The organism is Haloferax sp. Atlit-48N (assembly GCF_003383015.2).
Classification (GTDB): Archaea; Halobacteriota; Halobacteria; order Halobacteriales; family Haloferacaceae; genus Haloferax; species Haloferax volcanii.
On sequence record NZ_CP137693.1, the window covers coordinates 21393 to 43201 of the forward strand.

Consider the following 21809-nt stretch of genomic DNA (forward strand, 5'->3'; position numbering starts at 1 on the left):
CTTGCAGGGGCAGTCAGTTCACTCCGGAGAGGAGTACAGCGAAACGTAGCGCCCCGTGGGTCAGTCGTCGCCGCGTGCGGCGCTCCCAGCGCCGGCGTCCGGGGTCCGCAGCACGTCCGGGTCGGCGTCCGGGCCGAGCGGTTCCACGCGCACGCTCGACACTTTGAACTCCGGAATGCCGGCCTGCGGGTCGAAGACTTCCTGCGTGAGTTTGTTGACCGCACCGGCCGCGAAGTGCATCGGGATGAACAGCGTCCCGTCGCCGACGCGGTCGGTCACGGTCGCCTTGACGACGATGTCGCCACGCCGGGACTCGACCCTGACGTACTCGCCGTCCGAAACGTCGAGTTCCGCGGCGGTCGTCGGGTTGATTTCGATGAAGCTCTCGCCGACGTGGCTCATGAGGCCCTCGACGCGTCGGGTAATCTGTCCGGTGTGCCAGTGGTAGAGGACCCGCCCGGACGTGAGCGTGAGGGGGTACTCCTCGTCGGGGAGTTCGCCGGGGTGGCCGCCGTCCGCCGGCACGAAGCGGGCCAGCCCGTCGTCGAAGTTGAAGTTCCCCCCCTCGTAGTCGTAGAGATACGGCGTACCGGGGTGGTCGTCGTCCCAGCACGGCCACTGGAGTCCGTGCTCGTCGCCCGAATCGAGTCGCTCGTAGCTGACGCCGCCGTAGATGGGCGTCAACTCGCTAATCTCGTCCATGACTTCCCGCGGGTGGTCGTAGCCCCAGTCGTAGCCCAGTCTGGCCGCCAGCTCCTGCGTGATTTCCCAGTCCTGGCGCGCCTTTCCCGGCGGCTCCGCGGACGCTCGAACCCGCTGGACCCGACGCTCGGTGTTGGTGAACGTGCCGTGTTTCTCCGGCGAGGTCGCCGCCGGCAGAATCACGTCCGCGTGCTCTGCGGTCTCCGTCATGAAGATATCCTGAACGACGAGGAAGTCTAAGCTTTCGAGCGCCTCGCCGGCGTGCTGGATGTCTGGCTCAGAGAGCGCGGGGTTCTCCCCGACGATGTACATCCCGCGGAGATTGCCCTCGTGGGCCTCCGAAAGCATCTCCGGCACTTTGAGGCCGGGTTCAGCCGGTGGACGCTCGCCCCACACCTCGGCGAATTTCTCGCCGACCTCGTCGTCGGCCGGGTCCTGGTAGCCGGGGAGGCTCCCGGGCAGGGTCCCCATGTCGCCGCCGCCGCCCTGCACGTTGTTCTGGCCGCGGAAGGGCGACAGTCCGGCGCCCGGTTTCCCGACCTGCCCGAGGGTGAGCGCGAGGTCGGCCATCGCGAGGAGATTCTCCGTCCCGTGGCTGGATTGGGTCATCCCCATCGCCCAGCCGAAGACGACGTTCTCGGCGTCGGCGAGCGTCTCGGCGGCCGACTTCAGTTCGTCGGGCGAGACGCCGGCCAGCTCCTCGACTTTCTCGGGGGTGAACGCCTGAACTTTCCGTTTGACCTCCGCGAACCCTTTCGTATTCCGTTCGATAAACTCCTCGTCGTGCAGGTCGTGCTCGATGAGATATCGGATGAGTCCGTTGAGCCACGCCACGTCGTAGCCGGGCGTCGTTCTCGTGTACTGGTCGGCGTGCTCGGCGATGCCGATTTTCCGGGGGTCGAACACCACGAGGTCGGCCCCGTCGCGGACGTTCTGCTTGATGCGAGTCGCCAACACCGGATGCGACTCGGTCGTGTTCGACCCGCTGATGAGGTAGGCGTCGGCCTCGCCGATGTCCTCGTTGATGCGGTTCGTCATCGCGCCGTAGCCGAGCGTCTGTTGGAGCGCCGCCACCGTCGACGAGTGACAGAGCCGGGCGCAGTTGTCGATGTTCTTCGTGCCGAGCACCTGCCGCGCGAACTTCTGGACGAGATACGCCTCCTCGTTGCTCCCCTTCGACGACGCGAGGCAACTGACCGCGTCGACGCCGTGTTCGTCCTGAATCTCGCGGAGTCGGCCGGCGACGTAGTCGAGCGCCTCGTCCCACGAGGCCGCCTCGAACTCGCCGTCTTCGTTTCGAATCAGGGGCTTCGTGAGCCGGTTTTCGCTGTTGGCAAAGTCGTGGCCGAACTTTCCTTTCACGCACGTCGAGAAGTTGTTCGCCGGGGCGTTGTCCGGGTCGTCGACGGGTTGGACGCCGATGGCGTCCCCGTCTTTGCCCCACATCTCGAACCGACAGCCGACCGCGCAGAACCCGCAGGTCGTCTCCGCTTTGTCGAGGTTGCCCAGCCGGTAGTCGCTGACGAGCGACGCGACATCGAACAGTCGGCCCTCCGGCAGCGTCCGCGCCGCGAGGTTCTCGGCGGTGTGTTCGCCCGCGAGCATGGCCTTCCGGCCGTATGTTTCGAGGAAGTCGGACGCTCGGCGCTTGCTCTGGGCCATGTATCGGGCGACGCCGCTCCGTTTCTCCCGTCCCGCCCGTCCCGACTCGGCTTCGCCCCCAGCGGTCCCAGAACTGCCGGGGTCCGGCGAGCGGTTGGGTGCCGTCGTGTCGTCGAGGGTCTCGACATCCTCGTGTTCGATGACTCGCCCGACGGAGTTCCGTTGCGTGAACCCCGGAAGCGGGAGCGTCCCCGCGCCACCGATGTCTTTCTCGGTCAGGGCACCGGTCGGACAGACCGTGGCACAGTGCCCGCAGGAGACGCAGTCGGAATCCGCCATCGTCTCGGCGTCGGACTGGAAGCCGATGCGGGTGTCCTCCCCGGAGCCCTCGATACGGAGGACGCCTTCGACCTGCACGTCGTTACAGCCCTCGACGCACCGGTTACAGAGGATACACTTGTTGCGGTCGATTTGGATGAACGAGGAGCTGTCGTCGAGCGGTTCGTACTCGCTGCGGTCGTCGAAGACGCCGTAGCGCGGGTGGTCGACCCCCTCGCTGACGGCCGTCTCCTGGAGTTCACACCGACCGTTCCCGTTACAGGTCGTACAGCGTAGATTGTGGTTGGAGAGGACGAGGTCGAGGTTGACGCTCCGGGATTCCTCGGCGGCGGACGTGTCGGTCTCGACCGTCAGCCCGTCGGTGGCCGGGAACGAACAGGAGGGGACGACCCCGTGTTCGTCGGTCTCGACCATGCAGGTTCGACACTCGCTCCGAGGGCCGATTTCGTCGCTCGCGTCGCCCCCGCGGTCGTAGTAGCAGAGCGCCGGCACGTCGGCGTCCTCGTCGAGGCTGTCGGCGCCGGGGTCCACGCTCACGACCTCGTCGTCGACGGCTTGCATGGCGTCGATGACGGTCGACCCCGGCGGGACGGTGACCTGTGTGCCGTCGACGCTGAGTGTCGTCGGGGCCTCGCCGTCGGTTCCGACGGGCGGGTCGTTCGCGGTCCCGGTCTCGAACTCCGCCGTGACCGGCGTCTCGTGCTGCGGGTCGTCTATCTCCGGAACGCCCGGGAGTGGGTCGTCAGTGCTCATAGTTTGTCAGAACAGGTGCCGCTCGGACAGCGGCCGTCGGCGTGTGCTTCGAAACTCGATTCGAACTCGTCCATCGCGGTCAGCACCGGACGCGGTGCATGAGCGCCAAGCAGGCAGTTGCTCGACCGGGACATGACCCGACCGAGTTCGCGTATCTTCGCTCGGTCGAACGAGCCTCGGTAGACCGCTCGCAGCAGTTCGGTGAGTTGGACGGTTCCCTCCCGTCCCGGTACGCACCGCCCGCTGTTGGCTTCCGAGGCAAAGCGCGCCCGCTCTCCGGCAGTCGCGACCGCACACCGCTCGTCGTTCAACAGTTCGACGACGCCTTCCGTTCCGAGGCCGGCCGCGGTCAGTTCGGCCGCGGTCGGTGCGACGTCCAACGTCCGGGTGAGACCGCCGAACACCCCGCCGACGCAGGCCATCTTGAACGACCCCTCCAGTTCGACGGCGTTCCGAACCGTCGAGAGGCGGGCGTCCGCGCCGACCTCTATCGTCGCGGGCGCGGCTACGTCGCCGGTGACGGTCAGGAGTCGCGTCGTCGATGCGGCGTCTCTATCGGTGCCCTCTGGGTCCGCGAGCGCGAGCCGTACCCGGGCGAAGGTCCGCGGCGTGTGGATGACCGTCGGGCGACCGTAGAGCCCGTACTCGGCCGGCGTCGGCGGCTGGAGACGGGGCTCGATTCTGTCCGCCCCCTCTATCGCTTCCAGCGCCGCCGTCGGTTCGCCGGTGCGGTACTCGTCGGGACCGGTGACGACGACCGGCACGACCGGGAGTTCGTCCGCGGCGGCGTCGATAGCCTCCCGAAGATGTGCTTGCAGTTCGGTGTCGGTCTCGGCGACGTGGATGACCGCGTCGGTCGTGCCGAGGTACTCGGTGACGGCCGCCACGCCGTCGAGCACCGACATCGGCGACCCGGCGAGGAGCGTTCGGTCCGCGCGCTGGCGGTCGTCCGCGTCGTTCGCGTTCACGACGACGACCGGGTCGCCGTCGGTTTCTCGTGCGCGTCGCCAAGCGTCTGCGACCGGTTCGTCGGCGGCGGCGTCGCATCTACCTCGACCGACGAGCCCGGCGTCCGCGACGGCGCTCGCGTCCCTATCGAGCGAGTGAAACTGATACGCTGTCGGGTCCAGCGGGTCGAGCCACCCACAGGGGCCGAGGACGCGCCGCGTTCCCACCGCGAGCGGCCCGTCGGTCGGAACTGGCAGCGTCGTCCGCTCGGCGTCGTGGTCGACGACTGCCGCAGCACCGTCCGTCGGTAACTCCCCGTCTTCCATGGCGGTGACGAGGTCTCGGACTCTCGATGTCTCCGCGGTCGGGAAGAACGCGGTCCGCCCCGCGTCGGTCGCGAGAACCAACGGGTCGTACTCGCTGATTCCGGTGGGTCCCGTTCGGAGGACCGTGACGGAGTCGGCGGTGCGACGTGCGGCGCTCAACACACGCGCTCCGCGCTCCGTCCGCCCGGCTCCCGAGACCCGAAGTACCGGCGACCGGACTGCGTTTCCTGTGCGACTCATTCTCACAGATGAAGAGACACGGCGGGGTTAAAAAATCACCCCAACCCACTCGCGTCGGAGTGCGATTTCGAGGCGTTCGGGAAGCCGAACACGAAGTCGGTGCGAGCGCGAGTGGGCGGGAGACGGGTGACCGCTCCAGACGGGACAGCGAGCGGAGCAAAGAGCTAAGGCGGCGACGCGTCGTCTACCGTGATGATGACGAACCCACGGTTCGACGACGTGCGAGCGAAGGCGGCCGACGCGACTCGCGAAGACGACATCCAGTCCGTGTACACCGGACTCGTCCACGACGACGGTCGACAGGAGTACTACTTCGCCAACGACACCGAAGAGGCGTCGGAGTTACGCGAGACGGCGGCCGTCCAACTCGGAATGTTGGTTCGCGTCCTCGCGGACCGCTCCGAGAGCGACATCGAGGAGATTACCGACCTCGCGGCCGAGCGAGCCGAAAACATGCGATTGGAATAGCCGACGATTATAGCACCGACTGCTCGGAAACGCATTCTCGTCGGGACGTGTCGGCTCGAAAAATACCGGGCGCGTCGGGGTCCGTCGAGCGCCCGTCAGAGGTCAGCGGCGGTTCGCTTATTCGGTCACCGCGACCGCTTCGATTTCTATCGCGGCTCCTTTCGGCACGTTGCCGACTTCGACCGCGCTCCGAGCCGGCGGGTCTTCGTCGAAGAACTCGCCGTACACCTCGTTGAACTCCTCGAAGTCGTCGATGTCGTCGAGGAAGACGGTCGTTTTGAGCACGTCGTCTAAGGACGCGTCCTCGGCGGCGAGAATCGCCGCCACGTTTTCGAGACACTGCTCCGTCTGGTCACCGACCGAGGCGTCGTCGAGTAGCTCACCGTCGGGCGTCAGCGGGAGCTGTCCCGCGGTGAGAAGTAGTTTGCCGTTCGTCGTCGCTTGGCTGTACGCGCCAACAGCCGCCGGAGCGTCCGAAGTGCTAATCGTGCGCTTCATAGCCGGACCTTCCGGGCGGTTCCTATTAAATCCAGTTCGGGGACGGAAGCCGCCACACGTCGTGTAAGAAACCGGAGCGTTTGTGGAATGTCTCGGCGCACGCGCGAGTTGACGACGACCGTTCGGCGGCCGGGGAGTGGTGCGTCACCGGACGGTCCGGCAGGGAGCGCCGAGCGTGGCCGGGACCGGCGACTGCGATGCGGAACCGGGTCGTTCGGGTGTGTCCTCCAGAGAGTACGACGTGAGAGAACACAGCTAGTAACCTATCTGGTAGTTTGAGAATGCGCTACGCCACTCTACCCAACCGTAACGTGTCAGATTATGTCAAAATAGAGCCCACCCGAGCTATAAATAGTGACTGTTCGCAGATGTCGAGTGGAGTCCACACAATGTCTATGGACGCAGTCGTCTACAAAGGCGAACGAGAGGTCGCAGTCGAAGCGGTCGAAGAGCCCCAGATTCAACACCCGAACGACGTCGTCATCGACATCACGACGACCTGTATCTGCGGGTCCGACCTGCACATGTACGAGGGGCGGACGGCCGCGGAGCCGGGAATCGTGTTCGGCCACGAGAATATGGGTATCGTCGAAGAGGTCGGCGATGCCGTCAGCAGTCTCGAAGTGGGCGACCGCGTCGTCGCGCCGTTCAACGTCGCCTGTGGCTTCTGTGAGAACTGTGAGAACGGCTACACCGGCTTCTGTACGAACGTGAATCCGGGCTTCGCCGGGGGAGCGTACGGCTACGTCGCCATGGGCCCTTATCAGGGTGGGCAGGCCGAGAAGCTCCGCATCCCGTACGCCGACTTCAACGCGCTCAAACTGCCGGACGGACGGGAACACGAGGACTCGTTCGCGCTGCTCGCGGACATCTTCCCGACGGGCTGGCACGGCACGGAACTCGCCAACCTCGAATCCGGTGACTCCGTCGCCATCTACGGGGCGGGTCCGGTCGGCCTGATGGCCGCTTACAGCGCCAAACTCAAGGGCGCGGCCGAGATTTACGTCGTCGACCGCGTTCCCAGTCGCCTCGCGCTCGCCGAGGAACACTGTGACGCCACGCCCATCAACTTCGAGGAGGGCGACCCCGTCGAACAGATCAAAGAGATTCACGGCGGCGGCGTCGACAAAGGCGTCGACGCGGTCGGCTACCAGGCCATCGACCCGGAGAAGGAAGCCGACTCCGCGTACGACCCCGCCCGGGAGAACCCGGCCGTCGTCATCAACAACCTCATTCGGACGGTCCGACCGACCGGCGAACTCGGTATCCCCGGTCTCTACGTCCCCGACGACCCCGGCGCGCCCGACGAGATGGCCGCGCAGGGTCGCCTCGGCATCGACTTCGGCCTCCTGTTCGAGAAGGGGCAAGCCCTCGGCACCGGCCAGTGTAACGTCAAGGAGTACAACCGTAAGCTCCGCGACATGATAATCGAGGGACGCGCCGACCCGAGTTGGGTCGTCTCCCACCGCGTCGACCTCGAAGACGCGCCCGAGATGTACGAGAAGTTCGACAACCGCGAAGAGGGCGTCACGAAGGTCCTGCTGGAACCCTAGGACTAGGGGCAGCGGAGTCTCCCGCTCCCAACTCGGTTCCCACCGATACTCCTTTGCCGGTTTGCCCGGTATCCCGTTCTATGTGTCAGTACTGCAGTTACCGGTACCACGACGGCTGGACGCAGTTGTTGGAGTACGACGAGGTGTATCAGACGGTCATCGGCGGTGAGTCGGAGTCGACCTACGGCTTCCACGAATCGTGGGACGAACTCCGAGACGAGGTCGACCTCGGCGCGGCCTAGTCAGGCGGACTCGCGGGGAAACGGGTCGTCCGGATACGCCGCCTCTCGCTCGTCCGTCGTCGCCAGGCACTCGTCGAGTTCTCGGGTCACTGCGTCCTCGTCGAGGTCGCGGCCGATGAACACGAGTCGCGTCTGGGGGGTATCGTCTCCCCACCGACCGATGGGGCCGGCCTGCACCGACGGCCCCGCCTGACTCACGCCGAGAACCGTCTCGGGACGACTCGCGACCCACGCGAACCCCTTCGCGCGGACGACGTTCCCCCGCCAGTCGTCGAGCCACGCGTCGAGGCGCTGCGGGTGGAACGGACGGTCTCGACGGTAGACGAAGGACTCGACGCCGTGGGCCGTCGCTGCCGAGACACCCTCGTCGTGGATATGGTCGTGGTCGTGGCCGTGGTCCGCCTCGACCCCGTCGCTCGCGAGGGCCTGCTTCCAACCCTGATGGCGCTTCGCCGCCTCGAAATCGAAGCGCCCCGTGTCGAGAACCCGCGTCGGGTCGACGTCGCTGTACGTCGTCCGGCGGATGCTCGCGCGCGGCTGGAGTTCCCGAATCTCGGCTTCGACGGCGTCCAACGCGTCGTCGGGGACCATATCGCACTTGTTCAGCAACAGCACGTCGCAGAACTCGACTTGCTCGACGAGCACCTCCGTCAACGGGCGCTCCGGGTCGGGGGCGGCGTCCGGAAGCGATTCCGCCGGGTCGAACGCCTTCCAAAACCCGTAGGCGTCGATGACCGAGACCGTGGTGTCCAACCGGAGGTGGTCCGGCAGACCGCCCTCGTTCGACTCGCTCGCCAGCGTGCGTGCAATCGGGAGCGGTTCGCTGATTCCCGAGGCCTCGATGAGCAGATAGTCGAACGAGCGGTTCTCCGCTAGCCGCGTCACTTCGGTCACGAGGTCGTCCTGAAGCCGACAGCAGATACACCCGTTCGAGAGGTCGATGACCCCGTCGTCCGATTCGGACGCGACTAACTCCGCGTCGACGTTCAGTTCGCCCATGTCGTTGACGACGACGGCAATCTCCCTGCTACCGGGGTCGTTCAGGAGTCGGTTGACCAGCGTCGTTTTCCCCGCGCCGAGCGGACCGCTGACGACCGTAATCGGTATTTCCGTTGTGGACATATCGATGCTGTGTGACGCCTCGCGGGTGGTCGTAATGAAGACTGGGTCGGTCGACCAACACGGGAGACAGAACCCGCCGTGCTCCGGACTCCCGCCGTGAAAACACAAAATATATTGTAGTTGTCATGTATGGTTTCCCGTCTGTTCGCGTCGGGCACCGCGACCCACCGAGCGAACCGCAGAGTACGGCGTTGGCGGAGGCGTTCGCGACGCCGAATTCGCTCGGCGGTCCGCGAGAACGGCACATCTTTTTGGTCGCCGGTACTGACGAACGATCAGATGGCACCTCCAATCGCTGACCGACTCCTGCGGGTCGACTTGTCCGCCGGCTCGGTCGAGAGCACGCCGATTCCGGACAAGTGGCGACGGCGATACGTCGGCGGCAAGGGGTTGGGTGCCCGCTATCTCTACGACGAACTCGACGCCGGCGTCGACCCGCTCGGCGAGGAGAACGCGATGCTGTTCATGCTCGGCCCGCTTTCGGGCTATCTCCCGGGCGAGTCGAGATACGCCGCCATCACGAAATCCCCGCTGACGGGGTGTTTTCTCGACTCGTACGCGGGGGGCGAGTTCCCCGACTCGCTGGCCGGCGCGCTCGGGTCGCACATGGGCCTGCTCGTGACGGGTGTCGCGTCCGAACCCGTTCGCCTCGTCGTCGAAGACGGGGACGCGACAATCGAACCCGCCGAGACGTGGGGGTCTGGGACGGTCGACACGGCGCGGGCGTTCCCGAACGCGGCTGTCGCGTGTATCGGCCCCGCGGGAGAACGACAGGTCGCATACGCCACCATCGCCTCCGACGCCGGCGACCACCACGCGGGCCGCGGGGGAGCGGGAGCGGTGATGGGCTCGAAGCGACTGAAGGCCGTCGTCGCGCGGGGAGCCCCGCCCGACGCCGACGGGTTGGACGACCTGCGAGACGCCTACGCGGCGAAGTACCGAGAGACCGACACCGGACGGTGGCTACGGGCCAGCGGAACCGTCGAGACGATCGATTTCGCGAACGAGATCGGTGCACTCTCGACGCGAGGCTGGAGCGACGGACAGTTCGAAGCGGCTGAGGAGTTGGGCATCACGACAGTCGAAGACCGGGCCGTCGGCCGCGAACGCGCCGACACGGAGACTCCGGGCGGGTATCGTGTGGCCACGGAGGACGGCGACCACGTCCCGCGCGGTGCCACCGCGATGACGCTCGGAGCCGGACTCGACATCGACGACTTCGACGCCGTCGCAGTGTTGGGACGGACCTGCGACCGCCTCGGGATGGACCTCATTAGCGCCGGAAGCGCGGTCGCGTGGACGGTCAAGGCCAACGCCGCCGGCGTGCTCGACCGCTCGCTCTCGTTCGGTGAGCCCGACGGCGCGCGGGCCCTCTTACAGGAGATTGCGGAGCGCGAGTCGGAGCTCGGTGACGCGCTCGCGGACGGGGTCGAGGCGGCGGCGACGCGGTTCGGCGGGCGCGACCTCGTCCCCACGGTGAAGTCGATGGAGCTACCGGCATACGACCCGCGCGGCGCGCAGAGCATGGCACTCGCGTACGCGACCAGCGACCGGGGTGCGTGCCATCGGCGGGCGCGACCCATCGAACGCGAGGTGTTCGACGGCGACTGGGGAGCCGACCGGACCGCGGCGGAGGTCATCCGCGAACAGGACCGGCGGTCGACGCTCTGGAGCCTCATCGCGGATGACTTTTTCGGCGACGCGCTCGACGACCTCGGCCGGGAGTGGCTCGAATCGGTCGGCCTCGACCCCGCCGGCGGACTCGCCACAGTCGGCGAGCGGATTTGGAACGTGACGCGGCTGTTCAACGTCCGCGAAGGCATCTCGCGCGAGGACGATTCCCTCCCGGCCGCGCTCCAAGAGCCGCTCGAATCGGGGCCCCGGGCCGGTGCGACCGTCGACCGCGACGACTTCGACTCGATGCTCGACGCGTACTACCGCCGCCGCGGCTGGACCGACGACGGCGTGCCGACGACGCAGACTATCGACCGCCTCGGACTTGCTGCCCTCACCGATGACTTCGACACCCTCGATGACTGAACACCGCACGAACGGCTGGACGACGAACCGCGCGCACCCCGGAGAACGAACATGACGCTCGCTGATGCGCTCTGCGCTCGACGCGGCGTGGTCTGCGTCGTCGGCGCGGGCGGGAAAAAGTCCACGCTGTACGCGCTGGCGCGTCGGCTCGGCCGCGCCGTCGTGACGGCGACGGTCCGCATCCCCATCTTCGACCAGCACGTCGCCGACGTGGTCGTAACCGACAGGCCGGTCGCCGCGCTCGAAAAGGCGACCGACTGGCCGATGGGTGTCGTCCCCGACCGTGACCGCGACGACCGCTACCGCGGCTACGACCCCGACGTGGTCGACGCCATCGGGGAGTCGGGCGTCGCCGACGCGGTGCTGGTGAAGGCCGACGGCGCGCGGATGCGCGAGTTCAAGGCCCCGGGCGACCGCGAACCACAACTCCCGGCGACCGCCGACACCGTCCTCCCCATCGCGAGCGTCCACGCCGTCGGTGAACCGCTCACCGAAGACTGCGTCCACCGACCGGAACGGGTCGCCGCCCTCACCGACCTCGAAGTCGGTGATACGATTCGTCCGTCGGATATCGCAACCGTGCTCATCAGCGGGCGCGGCGGCCGCGCGGACGTTCCCGACGGTGCGACAGTCGTGCCCGTGCTGAACAAGGTCGACGATGCGACCCTCGAAGCTGTCGCACGGGAGATTGCATCGGACATCCTCGCTCGGTCGAACGTTCCACACGTCGTACTGACGCAGTTGACGGCGTCCGAACCCGTCGTGGCCGTCGTGGAGCGCTAGCGCAACTGTTCCGCCGCGTGAGCGAGCTCGTCGGGGGTGTTGATGTTCTCGAAGGTGTCGAGACTCGCGTACTCGCGCACTTCGCTCTCTTCGAGGACGACGTAGTCGAGCGTGAACAGCGGGTCGATGATTTTGTGACTCCCCTCGGCCAGCGCGGCTTCGCAAGCGTCGGCCATCGACGAGGCCCGGTACACCGCGTGCGTCGGCTGGAACCAGCCGTCACCGACCCGCGGCACGGCGGCGTCGTGGCCGGCCGCCCGCTCGAACAATCTGTCGATGAGCGCGGGTTCGAGAAAGGGCATGTCGCAGGCGGCGACGAACGCGTACTCCGTCTCGACGGCCCGCAGACCCGTCATAATTCCCGCCATCGGGCCCTCGTCGCGCTCCGAATCTTCCGCAATCGTTATCGGGTGGTCGTAGCCGTCGAGCGCGGCTCGGAGCGCAGCCGTCTGCTCCGGTCGGCAGTTGACGACGAGAGCGTCGACGACGCCGGCCATTCGGTCGGCGACGCGGCGGATGAGAGGTGTTCCAAGGAGGGATGCGACTGCTTTGTCCTCCTCACCGAATCGCGTCGAGTATCCGCCGGCAATAATGACACCAGTTCGCATACCGGCAGTGTTCACGTTCGTCGCGCAAAGCAGTTGTGCTACGAGTCGTATAGTCCGTCATCGTTTCGCGTCGGCTCGACTATCGCACCGCGCGGTATCTTCGGTCTACCGTCGCTCGAATTTCGGGAGGTCGACGCTTTTGAGGGTCAAGGCTTCGATTTCGGGACGTGAGAGTCGGTGAAAACGCACACATTACACAGCTAGCCGTGTTATTCAGAGTTTCAATGTATTTAAAGATAACGGGAATTGGAACTGACTGGCGGTGATAACTGCTGAATCGTAATTGTGCACTCGATGCTCGCTGCCGCAGTAGAGGTGTGTTGACCCCTCGTACGACGTTCTTCACTACTCAGTCGCCGCTCGTGCTATCACGCCGGTTCGTCAGCCGGAGACGAAGCAATAGATATTGCGCCATACAGTTTATGAAATTGACGACTGTCGGTTTGCAGTACGAGACAAACCCCCCGTCAGCACCGAGTCACCACAGTCGTGAGGGCCGAACCGGTCCAGTTAGAATAATCTGCTGCGTCACGTTTCGACAGTGAGTTGCAGCACTCTGGCGGTGTACCGGGAAAGTTCATCGACCTCAGTCCATCTCTCATCCGCGGGTGTTCATGCGGCTCGTACCCTGGAGTCGAAGCACCCAAAGCGGCCCTCTGCCGACCAATCCGAAACTGAATACACGATTTTCGAGACAATCAGCGGTGGTGAAATGTATTTGAGAAGAATACGAGTGTCGTTGTCTGCTATGGACAATGAGTTTTAGTAAACAACTGATGGAAGCGCGTACAGACTAAATGAATTGTATATCGCTATATTAAATTTGGAGAGTCGGTCGGAACACGGTTCGACGGAACTGTCGTTTTCGCGTTGTTCCCCGGTGGTGGCTCGACCGGGCGTTACTGATGGAGAAAACGGAGTAACGACCGCCAGACCGTCGAATCGAGGATTCGATTAGCGCACTGAGCTCACCCGACGGTCGCTGTGCAGCGACGTATCGGTTCAGTACTTCGCTCCGCTGGCGAGCACCGCTCGGAGACAGCAGTACTTAAACACCCATTGTAGATAGCATAACCGGGAAGTCAGTAAAGAGACTACTAACAATTGATGTCAGAAAAATTCGGTTCGGAACTGGACGGAAAGGTCGCAATCGTCACCGGCGCGTCGTCGGGTATCGGCAGCGCGACGGCCAAATCCCTCGCCTCTCGCGGGGCCAGCGTCGTCGTCGCCGCCCGCCGCGAAGGCGAACTCGAAGAACTCGCCGCAACTATCGAAGACGACGGCGGCGACGCCCTCGTCGTCCCGACGGACGTCACCGTCGACGACGACATCGACGCCCTCGTCGAGGCGACGCTCGACGAGTACGGTCGCATCGACATTCTCGTCAACAACGCCGGCCTCATGCCGCTTGCACACATCGGCGAGGCGGACCGCGAGACGCTCCAGACGACCATCGACGTGAACCTTACCGGTCTCATCACGCTCACCCACGCGGTCGTCCCGACGATGATGGAACAGGAAAGCGGCCACATCGTCAACCTCTCGTCGGTCGTCGGCCGGTTCCTCCAGGCGAACAGCTCGCACTACAACGCCGCGAAAGCGGGCGTCAAGATGTTCAGCGACTCGCTGCGACTCGACGTCGCCGAAGCGGGCATCCACGTCTCGTCAATCGAACCCGGCGCGGTCGACACGGAACTGCTCGACCACATCCCCGACGAGGAAGTCCAAAAGAACGTCAAGGACTACGTCGGCACGATGGACGCGCTCGCGCCCGAAGACATCGCGCGGACGATTACGTTCGTCGTCACGCAACCGGAGCGCGTCGACATCAACGAAGTCCTCATCCGCCCCCTCGATCAGGTCCAGCCCTGAGCCGCGTCGAACGACCAACACCTCACCTCTCGTTCGGCGTCTCGATACCGCGGTGACGTTTCGATACCGCGGTGACGGCGCGACGAGACGCGACGGTCCGAACCATGTTATCGGGTGCGTGTAGAGTCGTCGTTCGGTCCGAAGGCGACGTTCGGACGGCACGCTCGGGATACTGAGCCGCCGCGTGCGTGAGCGTCGTAGGAGCCGTCCGACGAAGAATACTGTTACTAAAACGGATACCGGGCGGTCACGCGCCGAAGGGTAATGATAGCATTACTGGCAATGACAACCGACATGGATTCTGCGACTTCAACCAAGAAAGATTACACGGATAAGTCTGTAATTTATTGGTCGGAACGACTCGGGGAAGCTGTTTCGCGGGCGAGAGCGAATCATCTCGAATCGGCGTAGGACACCGCCCGTGAGTCGTCTATCGGACGTTGAGTCGGCGTGAATCGAGAGTAAGGAGAGTATTACTAACCGGCCACGAACGCAGGTGTGGGACATTCGTTGGTCGGTGTCGTCACCGCCGCGCTGGGCGGTCGACCGACACGACACGGAGCCGCTGTTCCCGTTCGGTCACGGCCTGTCGTATGCGACCATCGAGTACGGCGACGTGACCGTGTCCGAGCGCGAGACCGGTGACGGCTTCGAGGTCGCCGTCGACCTCCGCAACGCGAGCGACCGGACCGGAACGGAGGTCGTACAGGTTTTTCGAATCGGTGGGAACGCCGGGCCACGACGCTCGAGGCGGAACCAACGCGGAAAAACGCGCCGCCGATGGCCGGTTCGCACCGACCGAGACGGTCGTCTTCGGGAGCGTCGCCCAAACGGGGGTCCGGAGGCACCCCGCCAGGCACGTTCGTTCGTGACGCCTGAGAGGAGCGAAACGCTAACCGGATTCGGAAGTATTTATTATCCAGAATCCGAACTCGGTAAAGAGGTCAGGTAGCACACGGCGCAGAACGGACCAGACCATGATATTCGAAAACACATCCACAGTCGGTAGTATCGAGTGGCGTTTCACCCCGTCTCGGTATCGAGATGCGTCCCGCCGATATGGAGGGTCCAATGAGTAGCTCAGTGTCCGAATCTGACTCTCCACTCAAGGTCGCAACGTTACTGTTTGCGACGACCTTGGTTGCGCTCTCGGGCGCAATCGTCAATCCCGTGTTGCCGGCAATCGAAAGCGCGTTCCCGTCGGTTCCGAACGCGGGGACTTTGGCGCAGCTCGTCAGCACGCTGACTGGGCTAATCATCGCTATCTTCGCCCCGATAATCGGCGTGATAGTCGACCGATACGGTCGGAAAGCGGTGTTGGTCGGGTCGCTGGCGCTGTACGGAGTCGGGCCATCACTGGCGTACGTCGCCGATTCGCTCTACGTAATTCTCGGGACGCGAGTCCTGCTCGGCATCGCCGTCGCCGGCATCATGGTGAGCAGTACGACGTTGATCGCTGACTACTACTCGGGCAAGCGCCGGGAGAAGGTGCTGGGCTGGCAGGGGGCCATCATGCCGTTCGGTGCAGCAGTCGCGGTGATCGCCGGCGGGGTCATCGCTGACCTCAACTGGCGGACTGCGTTCCTCACGTATCTCGTCGCCCTGCTCGTGCTCCCGGCGGTAGTCCGGTATATCGACGAACCGGACCGAGGAGATAAACAGCAGGCGGGGTCGATTCCAACGTGGACGGAGCTCCGAGAAATCCTGTCGACGCTCCCGCTCGCGTTCCTCGCGGCCCTCTATCTGATCATGTTTGCGGGGATGATCGGCTACAATCAGATTAACGTCGAGATTCCCTTCTATCTGCGGACGGTGACATCCGTCGGCGGACTGATGACCGGGGTCGCGCTCGCGGCGATGATGATTATCTCGGGGCTCGTCACGATGAACTTCGACCGAATCCGCGAGCGGTTCGACCCGGTCGTGATTCTGGTCGGCGTCTTCGTCGCGACGGGCGTCGGGTTCACCGTCACGAGCCTGACCACCAACTACTGGGCTATCGTCGTCGGAATCGTCATCGCGGGAACGGGACTCGGCCTGCTCCTCCCGACGACGAACTACTGGGTGTCCGCGCGGGTCGACGAGCAGTATCGCGGGCGGGCGCTCAGCGGCGTGACGACGACGCAGTTCCTCGGGATGTTTATCTCCCCGATAGCCGTCGCGCCGCTCATCGAGATGTTCGGAACCGGCCGAACCTTCCTCGTGCTCGGCGCGGTCGGGCTCGTGCTTGCCGGCGTCTTCGGCGCGGTTGCCGTGCGCAACCAGTCTTCGCTGACCGAAGCGACGCCGGCCGGCTCGGACGATTAGTCGCACGAGAGCGACGAGCGGGCGCGGATTGCTCCCGGTCGGGCGATAGCTGAGCGCAGTTGGCGCGGCCGCGACGGGACCGACCCGCTTGGACCCGTCCCGACCCGACCCGGCCCGACAGCGGGTCGGTCGGCCCGCTCCCTCGTTGGACGGTGTCCGCACAGCGACGTCGAAGGCGGACCGCCCGCGGAGAGGCGAGAGCGGTTCGTAGCGGTCTGCCGGAATGCAACAGAGAAAACTCGCCGCCGCGGACATTACGGCTGGGCTGCATCGTTAGCTATTCGGGGATAGTATTGTAAATAAGATTGAATTCTATTGGTCGGCCGCGTAGCTGTCAGTCCGCGAACGGTGGAGACGCTCCGCTCGTGGTTTTCGGGCGTGAAACTGCGCTCGACAGGATTCTATCGATACGATCAGCTCGAAAAACGGGGAGTAATCGACGCATGCAGCCGAATGGGTCTGCAACTGTCGGAGTTCGTGTTCGCTGAAGACCGCGTGTCTCCGAGAGTCGGAAAGATGAACCGGCCAGCGTCGTCTCTTGCCGTCGAATCGATTGGCCGTCGAAGACGAGTTTAACCCAACTAATATTGTCCTTGATAAGCAAGACACTATGATGAGTCGACGAGGGGTTCGTCGACTGTACTCTCTCCGTCGGCTTCGCTTTCGACGGGGTGTATCAGATGGGATAATTCGACGGTGAAGAACGGAACCGTGAGAAAAACGCGTTCGGCCGACGAGTACCTGCGGCGACGCGGCCGACGACACGGTGAAGATGTACTTATCCTACAATACCGAGTTCGAGAACGGATACGGTCGGTGACCGGCGACGACGTGCCGGACCGACCGCGTCAGTCGCCCGAGACGCTTTCATCGAACTGGTCGATGAGAGTCGGAACGCTCGCCCAACTCAACGCTCGGGGAGGTAGATAATCTGCCGACACAATGCGCTAACGGGCCAGCATGAGACGGCCAGTGAGCCAAGAGGATTCCGGCCTCGCTGACGACGGCTGCCGGCAGTGAGGTCAATTATCACCTGCACGCGGAATCCGCGCTCAACCGCCAACATCTGGCCGCGATAGTGAATCGCTATTCGAACAATACTCCGTGACGCGTCGGTGCGACGGCGAGCGACGCGGGAGCCGAGACGGACCCGGTGGCTCGGCGGTCACCGACGAGGGAGAGACAGAAGCGCTGTCCGCTGTCCGAGGCTTTTTTTCGCCGTGGGGAGATGTTCGGGCATGGATGCAGACCCGCGCGAAGCAGTCGCAATCGACGCCGCGGAAGTGGGAGCCGACCACGCGTCGGCGCGTTTCAGAACCGAACTGGACATCGAACAGAAAGGCGACGCAATCGACCTCGTGACCGAGGTCGACCGCGAGACACAACGGCGCGTCATCGCGGCGATTCGAGAGCGGTTCCCCGACGACGCGGTCGTCGGCGAGGAGGACGACGAACTGAAGACCGTCCCCGAGTCGGGCTACGCGTGGATTATCGACCCGATAGACGGGACGCAGAACTACACGCGGGGGGCCCGCGAGTGGGTGACGAGCGTCGCCGTCGTCGAGGACCAGACGCCGATTGCGGCGGTGAACGTCTCGCCCGAGACGGGAGACACCTACGTCGCGACGGCGGCGCGCGTCGAGCGGAACGGCCAACCCATGACGGTCAGCGACGAATCGAACACCAGCGCCTTTCTCGTCTCCTCGACGCTCCGGTATCAGGTGGGCGACCGGCCGGGAATCGAACGGCTCTCGGGCGATATCTTCGGGACGTTCGGTGAGATGCGAAAGCTCGGGACGACGCAGCTGACGCTGTCGCGACTCGCCGACGGGTCGATAGACGCGGTCATCGGATTCGACGAACACCCGAACGCGTGGGACACGGTCGCGGGGGTCTACCTCGTCGAGCGGGCGGGCGGAACGGTGACCGACATCCACGGGAACGCCTGGGGACCGGGACAGCCCGGTCTCGTCGCGTCCAACGGGCACGCACACGACGAGGTGCTCGAAGCGGCGCAGGCGGCGTTCGAGGAGACCCGATAACGGCGCAAACGGCATCACGCGGCATCGCGCCGATCCAAACCGAGTCCGTGGTGACGTGGGCGTGACCGCGACCTCGACCCTGAGCCCCGACCGACTGAATTACACGGTTACGCCTGTAATGGAGATGCGGACGAGAGACCGACGACGACGGGGAACCGTCAAGCGACCGGGAAGATATATCAACTCAAATATAGTTCTGAGCGCGGGAAGCCGCACAGGGGACCGACCTCGGACGGACGGCGCGGCCGCAGCGCGCCGACGGATGAGACGGCAAACGAGCCGGGTTGTTCACCCGCCGACGGACCTACTTAAACGTTCACGCGTCCGAAAACCGAGCCGAGAGCGGTCGTCTCAGCCGCTCAGTCGCCCGTGAAACCGACTCTCACGCGTCTCGGAAGACTCGGCGTTCCTAACTCCCGAATACGTATATATGAACGAGCCGGTCACCCCGCAGCGGCCACGATGATTCCGACTCGAACAGGTCGTAATAATCATAGAGAACCATGTTAACTATTGACAATCAAAGCGCGAGCACATAAACGTTCGACTCCGCGGAACGCTCGGAGCGCCGACCAGTCGGGGAGTGTCACGAGTACGCGAGCGTGCAGCGCCGGTGTCGCGGCCGTCGTGGGGGCGACAGTAGTCGTGACGGAGGTACATCTTTAAGCCCAGACCGTAGATTCCCCTCCATGAATAGACACGACCCGTCCGGCGTGCTCAAGACGACAGCCGCCTCCTTGGCGCTCGTCGACCACATCCTCGAACTGGAGGGGGCCACGATGGGCGAACTGGTCGAGGCGACCGACCTCGCGAAGAGCACCGTCCACGCTCACCTCAAGACGCTCGCGGAGTACGGCTACGTCGTGAACGTCGACAACGAGTACCACCTCGGGGCGAAGTTCTGCCACCTCGGAGACTACGTCAGGACGCGAAAGGACTACTACCGCGTCGCCCAAGAGACCGTCTCGTGGCTCGACAGCGAGTCGTCGATGGACGCGGACTTCGCGGTCGAAGAACACGGTCGCATCGTCTCGCTGTACGGCGACCTCGAATTCGCCAACACGCCGCGCTTTCTCATCGACGGCAGCCCGTTTCACGTCCACACGACGTGTTCGGGCAAGGCGATTATCGCCGAGTACCCGGAGACGCGAGTGCGGGAAATCATCGACCGCTGGGGACTCCCGGCGGCGACGGGCGACTCCATCACGACCGAAGACGAACTGTTCGCGGAGTTGGCGACCGTCCGCGAGCAGGGCTACGCCGAAAACAGCGGCGAGGCGGTCGAGGGGTTTTGGGCCATCGGCAAAGCCGTGAAGTCGCCGCGCGGCGAGGTGTACGGGTCGCTGAATCTGAGCGGTCCCGCCTACGTCATCGACGAGGAGACGCGGGCGACGCAGGTCGAACTGCTCGAACGCGCCGCCGAGCGGTTCGAACAGGGCGTCGCGGAGCTGTATCAGACCCAAGCGAACGAGCCGAACGAAGAGTGAAAACGAGGGCGAGAGGGTCGGTGAAGCCGTCGGGCGAAGGGGAACGCAGACGCGTTACGCCGGGACGTTTCCGGACGGGACGACGCCGTCGTCGGTCCAGCCGCGACGCTCGTAGTACGCGTCGAGCGCCGCCTCGAACCCGTCTAGCTCGTCGGCGTACGGGAGCGTGTCGTCGCCGCGGTCGAAGCCGCGCTGGTTGTTGAAGTGCCGTTCGAGCGTGACGATTCGGTCGCCGACGGCCAGCAGGTCCTCGAAGTCGGCACCGAACAGCATCTCGTAGCGTTCGGGCGTCATGAAGTCCCGCGAGAACTTGCAGACGATGCCGCTGTCGTTGAGCGCCATCTGGTTTTCCTTCTCGATGAGGCGCTTGGGTTTGCCCTCGAACCCCTCCGGCGGGTAGGCGTCGTCCTTGCCGACCAGCGGGTACTCCTGCGAGTAGAACACCGCGTACATGTGGTCCGCGCCGCGGTTGGCGACGGCGTACGACAGCCCCTGTCCGTGGAGGACGCGGCCCTCGTGGGCGGCGAAGTCCATCCCCTTGACCGTCCAGTTCTCCACGCCGAGGTCGTCGTGCACGCGGGCGATGCCCTCGGCGAGGTCGTCGCCGACGCCCTCCCGGAGCGCGATTTTCTCCACGAGGTCGTGGATGAGGTCGGTGTTGCCGAACTCGTCTTCGCTGGCGAGGTAGGCCGCGACGGTGTTGCCGGCCGAGATGGCGTCGAGTCCGTAGCGGTCGCACAGCTCGTTCGACTTCATCACTTCCACGATGTCGTCGACGCCGGAGTTCGACCCGAACGCCATGGTGACTTCGAACTCGGGCCCCTCGGTCTCGACGCCCGCCGCCTCGTCTCTCGTGGGGAGCTTGCACGCGAACGCGCAGGCCGAGCAGGTTCCCTTCTTGTACTTCTTCTGCTCGATGGCGTCGCCGTTGATGCCCTCCGCGCCCTCGAAGTGGCGCTCGGAGAAGTAGTACGACGGGAGACCGTCCATCTCGTTTGCGAGGTCCAGCACGGCGACCGTCCCTTGACGCTTCATGATGTGGTCGTCGGTGGCGGCGTCGCGGTGAATCTCCATCTGCGACGCCGGAATCTCGATGTCGGGCGCGGCATCGCCGCCGAAGGTGAGCGCCTTCACGTTCTTCGACCCGAGGACCGCGCCGAGGCCGCCGCGGCCGAACGCGCGCTCCTCGCTCGTCATGATGGAGGCGAAGCGCACGAGGTTCTCGCCGGCGGGGCCGACGACCATCGTCCGGTCGGCTTCGATGTCGTGTTCGTCGTCGAGGTACGCGACCGTCTCGGGGACCGTCGCGCCGGCGAGGTCCGGGACGGCCTCGAACTCGACGCCCTCGTCTGTGACGTGGAGGACGACCAGTTCGTCGCTCGCGCCCGCGAGTTCGACCGCCGAGTAGCCCGCGTCAGCGAAGTTCCGCGAGACGAACCCGCCGGCGTTCGACGAGCAGAGGCCGCCGGTCAAAGGCGAGACGCTGGTGCAGTTCGTGCGGCCGGTGAAGCTCATGGTCGACGCCTGCATCGGGCCGGTGCTGAAGTACACCCGGTTGTCCGGGCTGAACGGGTCCACGTCGAAGGGAACGCGCTCGTGGGCGAGTCGAGTGGCGACCCCGCGCCCGCCGACGTAGGATTCGAGAATCCCGTCGATGTCTTCCGTCCGACTCGTCTCGTCCCCCAGGTCGACCGTGAGAAGCGGACCTTTTGCGTGTAACATTGGAAAAAGAAGGAGTTGCCTCGCACAAATCCATTGTGGTTACTGTTGTGTCGCTAACCAAATCACCGCGGGAGGTCGACTTCGAAACCGGATACTGTGTACGTTATCAATAGGAATCGTGGACAAATTATTTATGACTGTTCTGCATGGGTTGA

Annotated in this window: 15 protein-coding genes; 9 read left to right on the top strand and 6 right to left on the bottom strand. The window is 64.7% G+C overall.

Going from position 1 to position 21809, the window contains the following annotated elements:
• Window positions 1-60: 60 nt before the first annotated feature.
• Together fdhF and DEQ67_RS18030 are read right to left on the bottom strand one after the other, a co-directional pair.
• Window positions 61-3396 carry a formate dehydrogenase subunit alpha gene (gene fdhF / locus DEQ67_RS18025; RefSeq protein ID WP_115861619.1) on the bottom strand — a complete coding sequence of 1112 codons (3336 nt, stop codon included), beginning with the start codon at window positions 3394-3396 and terminating at the stop codon, window positions 61-63.
• A complete protein-coding gene (locus tag DEQ67_RS18030; RefSeq protein ID WP_115861621.1) occupies window positions 3393-4832 on the bottom strand; it encodes an NADH-ubiquinone oxidoreductase-F iron-sulfur binding region domain-containing protein in 1440 nt (479 codons plus the stop codon). Before DEQ67_RS18030 ends, fdhF begins: the two co-directional genes overlap by 4 nt.
• A gap of 270 nt (window positions 4833-5102) precedes the next feature.
• On the opposite strand from DEQ67_RS18030, the gene DEQ67_RS18035 reads away from it, so the two are divergent.
• Entirely contained in the window at window positions 5103-5378 is a 276-nt protein-coding gene (locus DEQ67_RS18035) for a hypothetical protein (RefSeq protein ID WP_004041298.1), read from the top strand.
• Between the two features lie 117 nt (window positions 5379-5495).
• On the opposite strand, the gene DEQ67_RS18040 is transcribed toward DEQ67_RS18035, so the two are convergent.
• Window positions 5496-5876, bottom strand: a complete 381-nt coding sequence (locus tag DEQ67_RS18040) for a Rid family detoxifying hydrolase (protein ID WP_115891548.1) — start codon at window positions 5874-5876, stop codon at window positions 5496-5498.
• Between the two features lie 395 nt (window positions 5877-6271).
• On the opposite strand from DEQ67_RS18040, the gene DEQ67_RS18045 reads away from it, so the two are divergent.
• A complete protein-coding gene (locus DEQ67_RS18045; RefSeq protein ID WP_115861319.1) occupies window positions 6272-7429 on the top strand; it encodes a glutathione-independent formaldehyde dehydrogenase in 1158 nt (385 codons plus the stop codon).
• Between the two features lie 80 nt (window positions 7430-7509).
• Window positions 7510-7671 carry a hypothetical protein gene (locus tag DEQ67_RS18050; protein WP_004061967.1) on the top strand — a complete coding sequence of 54 codons (162 nt, stop codon included), beginning with the start codon at window positions 7510-7512 and terminating at the stop codon, window positions 7669-7671.
• On the opposite strand, the gene DEQ67_RS18055 is transcribed toward DEQ67_RS18050, so the two are convergent.
• Window positions 7672-8793 carry a CobW family GTP-binding protein gene (locus DEQ67_RS18055; protein WP_115803341.1) on the bottom strand — a complete coding sequence of 374 codons (1122 nt, stop codon included), beginning with the start codon at window positions 8791-8793 and terminating at the stop codon, window positions 7672-7674.
• A gap of 279 nt (window positions 8794-9072) precedes the next feature.
• Between DEQ67_RS18055 and DEQ67_RS18060 the strand changes: the two genes are divergently transcribed.
• Window positions 9073-10833, top strand: a complete 1761-nt coding sequence (locus tag DEQ67_RS18060) for an aldehyde ferredoxin oxidoreductase family protein (protein WP_115861321.1) — start codon at window positions 9073-9075, stop codon at window positions 10831-10833.
• A gap of 51 nt (window positions 10834-10884) precedes the next feature.
• Window positions 10885-11616 carry a selenium cofactor biosynthesis protein YqeC gene (gene yqeC, locus DEQ67_RS18065; RefSeq protein WP_115803339.1) on the top strand — a complete coding sequence of 244 codons (732 nt, stop codon included), beginning with the start codon at window positions 10885-10887 and terminating at the stop codon, window positions 11614-11616.
• On the opposite strand, the gene DEQ67_RS18070 is transcribed toward yqeC, so the two are convergent.
• Window positions 11613-12224 carry a molybdenum cofactor guanylyltransferase gene (locus DEQ67_RS18070; RefSeq protein ID WP_115803338.1) on the bottom strand — a complete coding sequence of 204 codons (612 nt, stop codon included), beginning with the start codon at window positions 12222-12224 and terminating at the stop codon, window positions 11613-11615. The genes yqeC and DEQ67_RS18070 overlap by 4 nt on opposite strands.
• Before the next feature lie 1107 nt (window positions 12225-13331).
• On the opposite strand from DEQ67_RS18070, the gene DEQ67_RS18075 reads away from it, so the two are divergent.
• The 4 genes from DEQ67_RS18075 (at window position 13332) to DEQ67_RS18090 (ending at window position 19932) form a co-directional block, all read left to right on the top strand.
• Entirely contained in the window at window positions 13332-14096 is a 765-nt protein-coding gene (locus DEQ67_RS18075) for an SDR family oxidoreductase (RefSeq protein WP_115891547.1), read from the top strand.
• A 1071-nt stretch (window positions 14097-15167) separates the two neighbouring features.
• A complete protein-coding gene (locus DEQ67_RS18080; RefSeq protein WP_223174111.1) occupies window positions 15168-16403 on the top strand; it encodes an MFS transporter in 1236 nt (411 codons plus the stop codon).
• Between the two features lie 1238 nt (window positions 16404-17641).
• Entirely contained in the window at window positions 17642-18445 is an 804-nt protein-coding gene (locus DEQ67_RS18085; RefSeq protein WP_115861325.1) for an inositol monophosphatase family protein, read from the top strand.
• Window positions 18446-19134: 689 nt separating this feature from the next.
• A complete protein-coding gene (locus tag DEQ67_RS18090) occupies window positions 19135-19932 on the top strand; it encodes an IclR family transcriptional regulator (protein ID WP_115803679.1) in 798 nt (265 codons plus the stop codon).
• A 54-nt stretch (window positions 19933-19986) separates the two neighbouring features.
• Here the strand turns inward: DEQ67_RS18090 and DEQ67_RS18095 are convergent, their stop codons facing one another.
• Window positions 19987-21654: an aldehyde ferredoxin oxidoreductase family protein gene (locus DEQ67_RS18095; RefSeq protein WP_115861327.1), complete on the bottom strand. Its 1668-nt coding sequence runs from the start codon at window positions 21652-21654 to the stop codon at window positions 19987-19989.
• Window positions 21655-21809 lie beyond the last annotated feature (155 nt).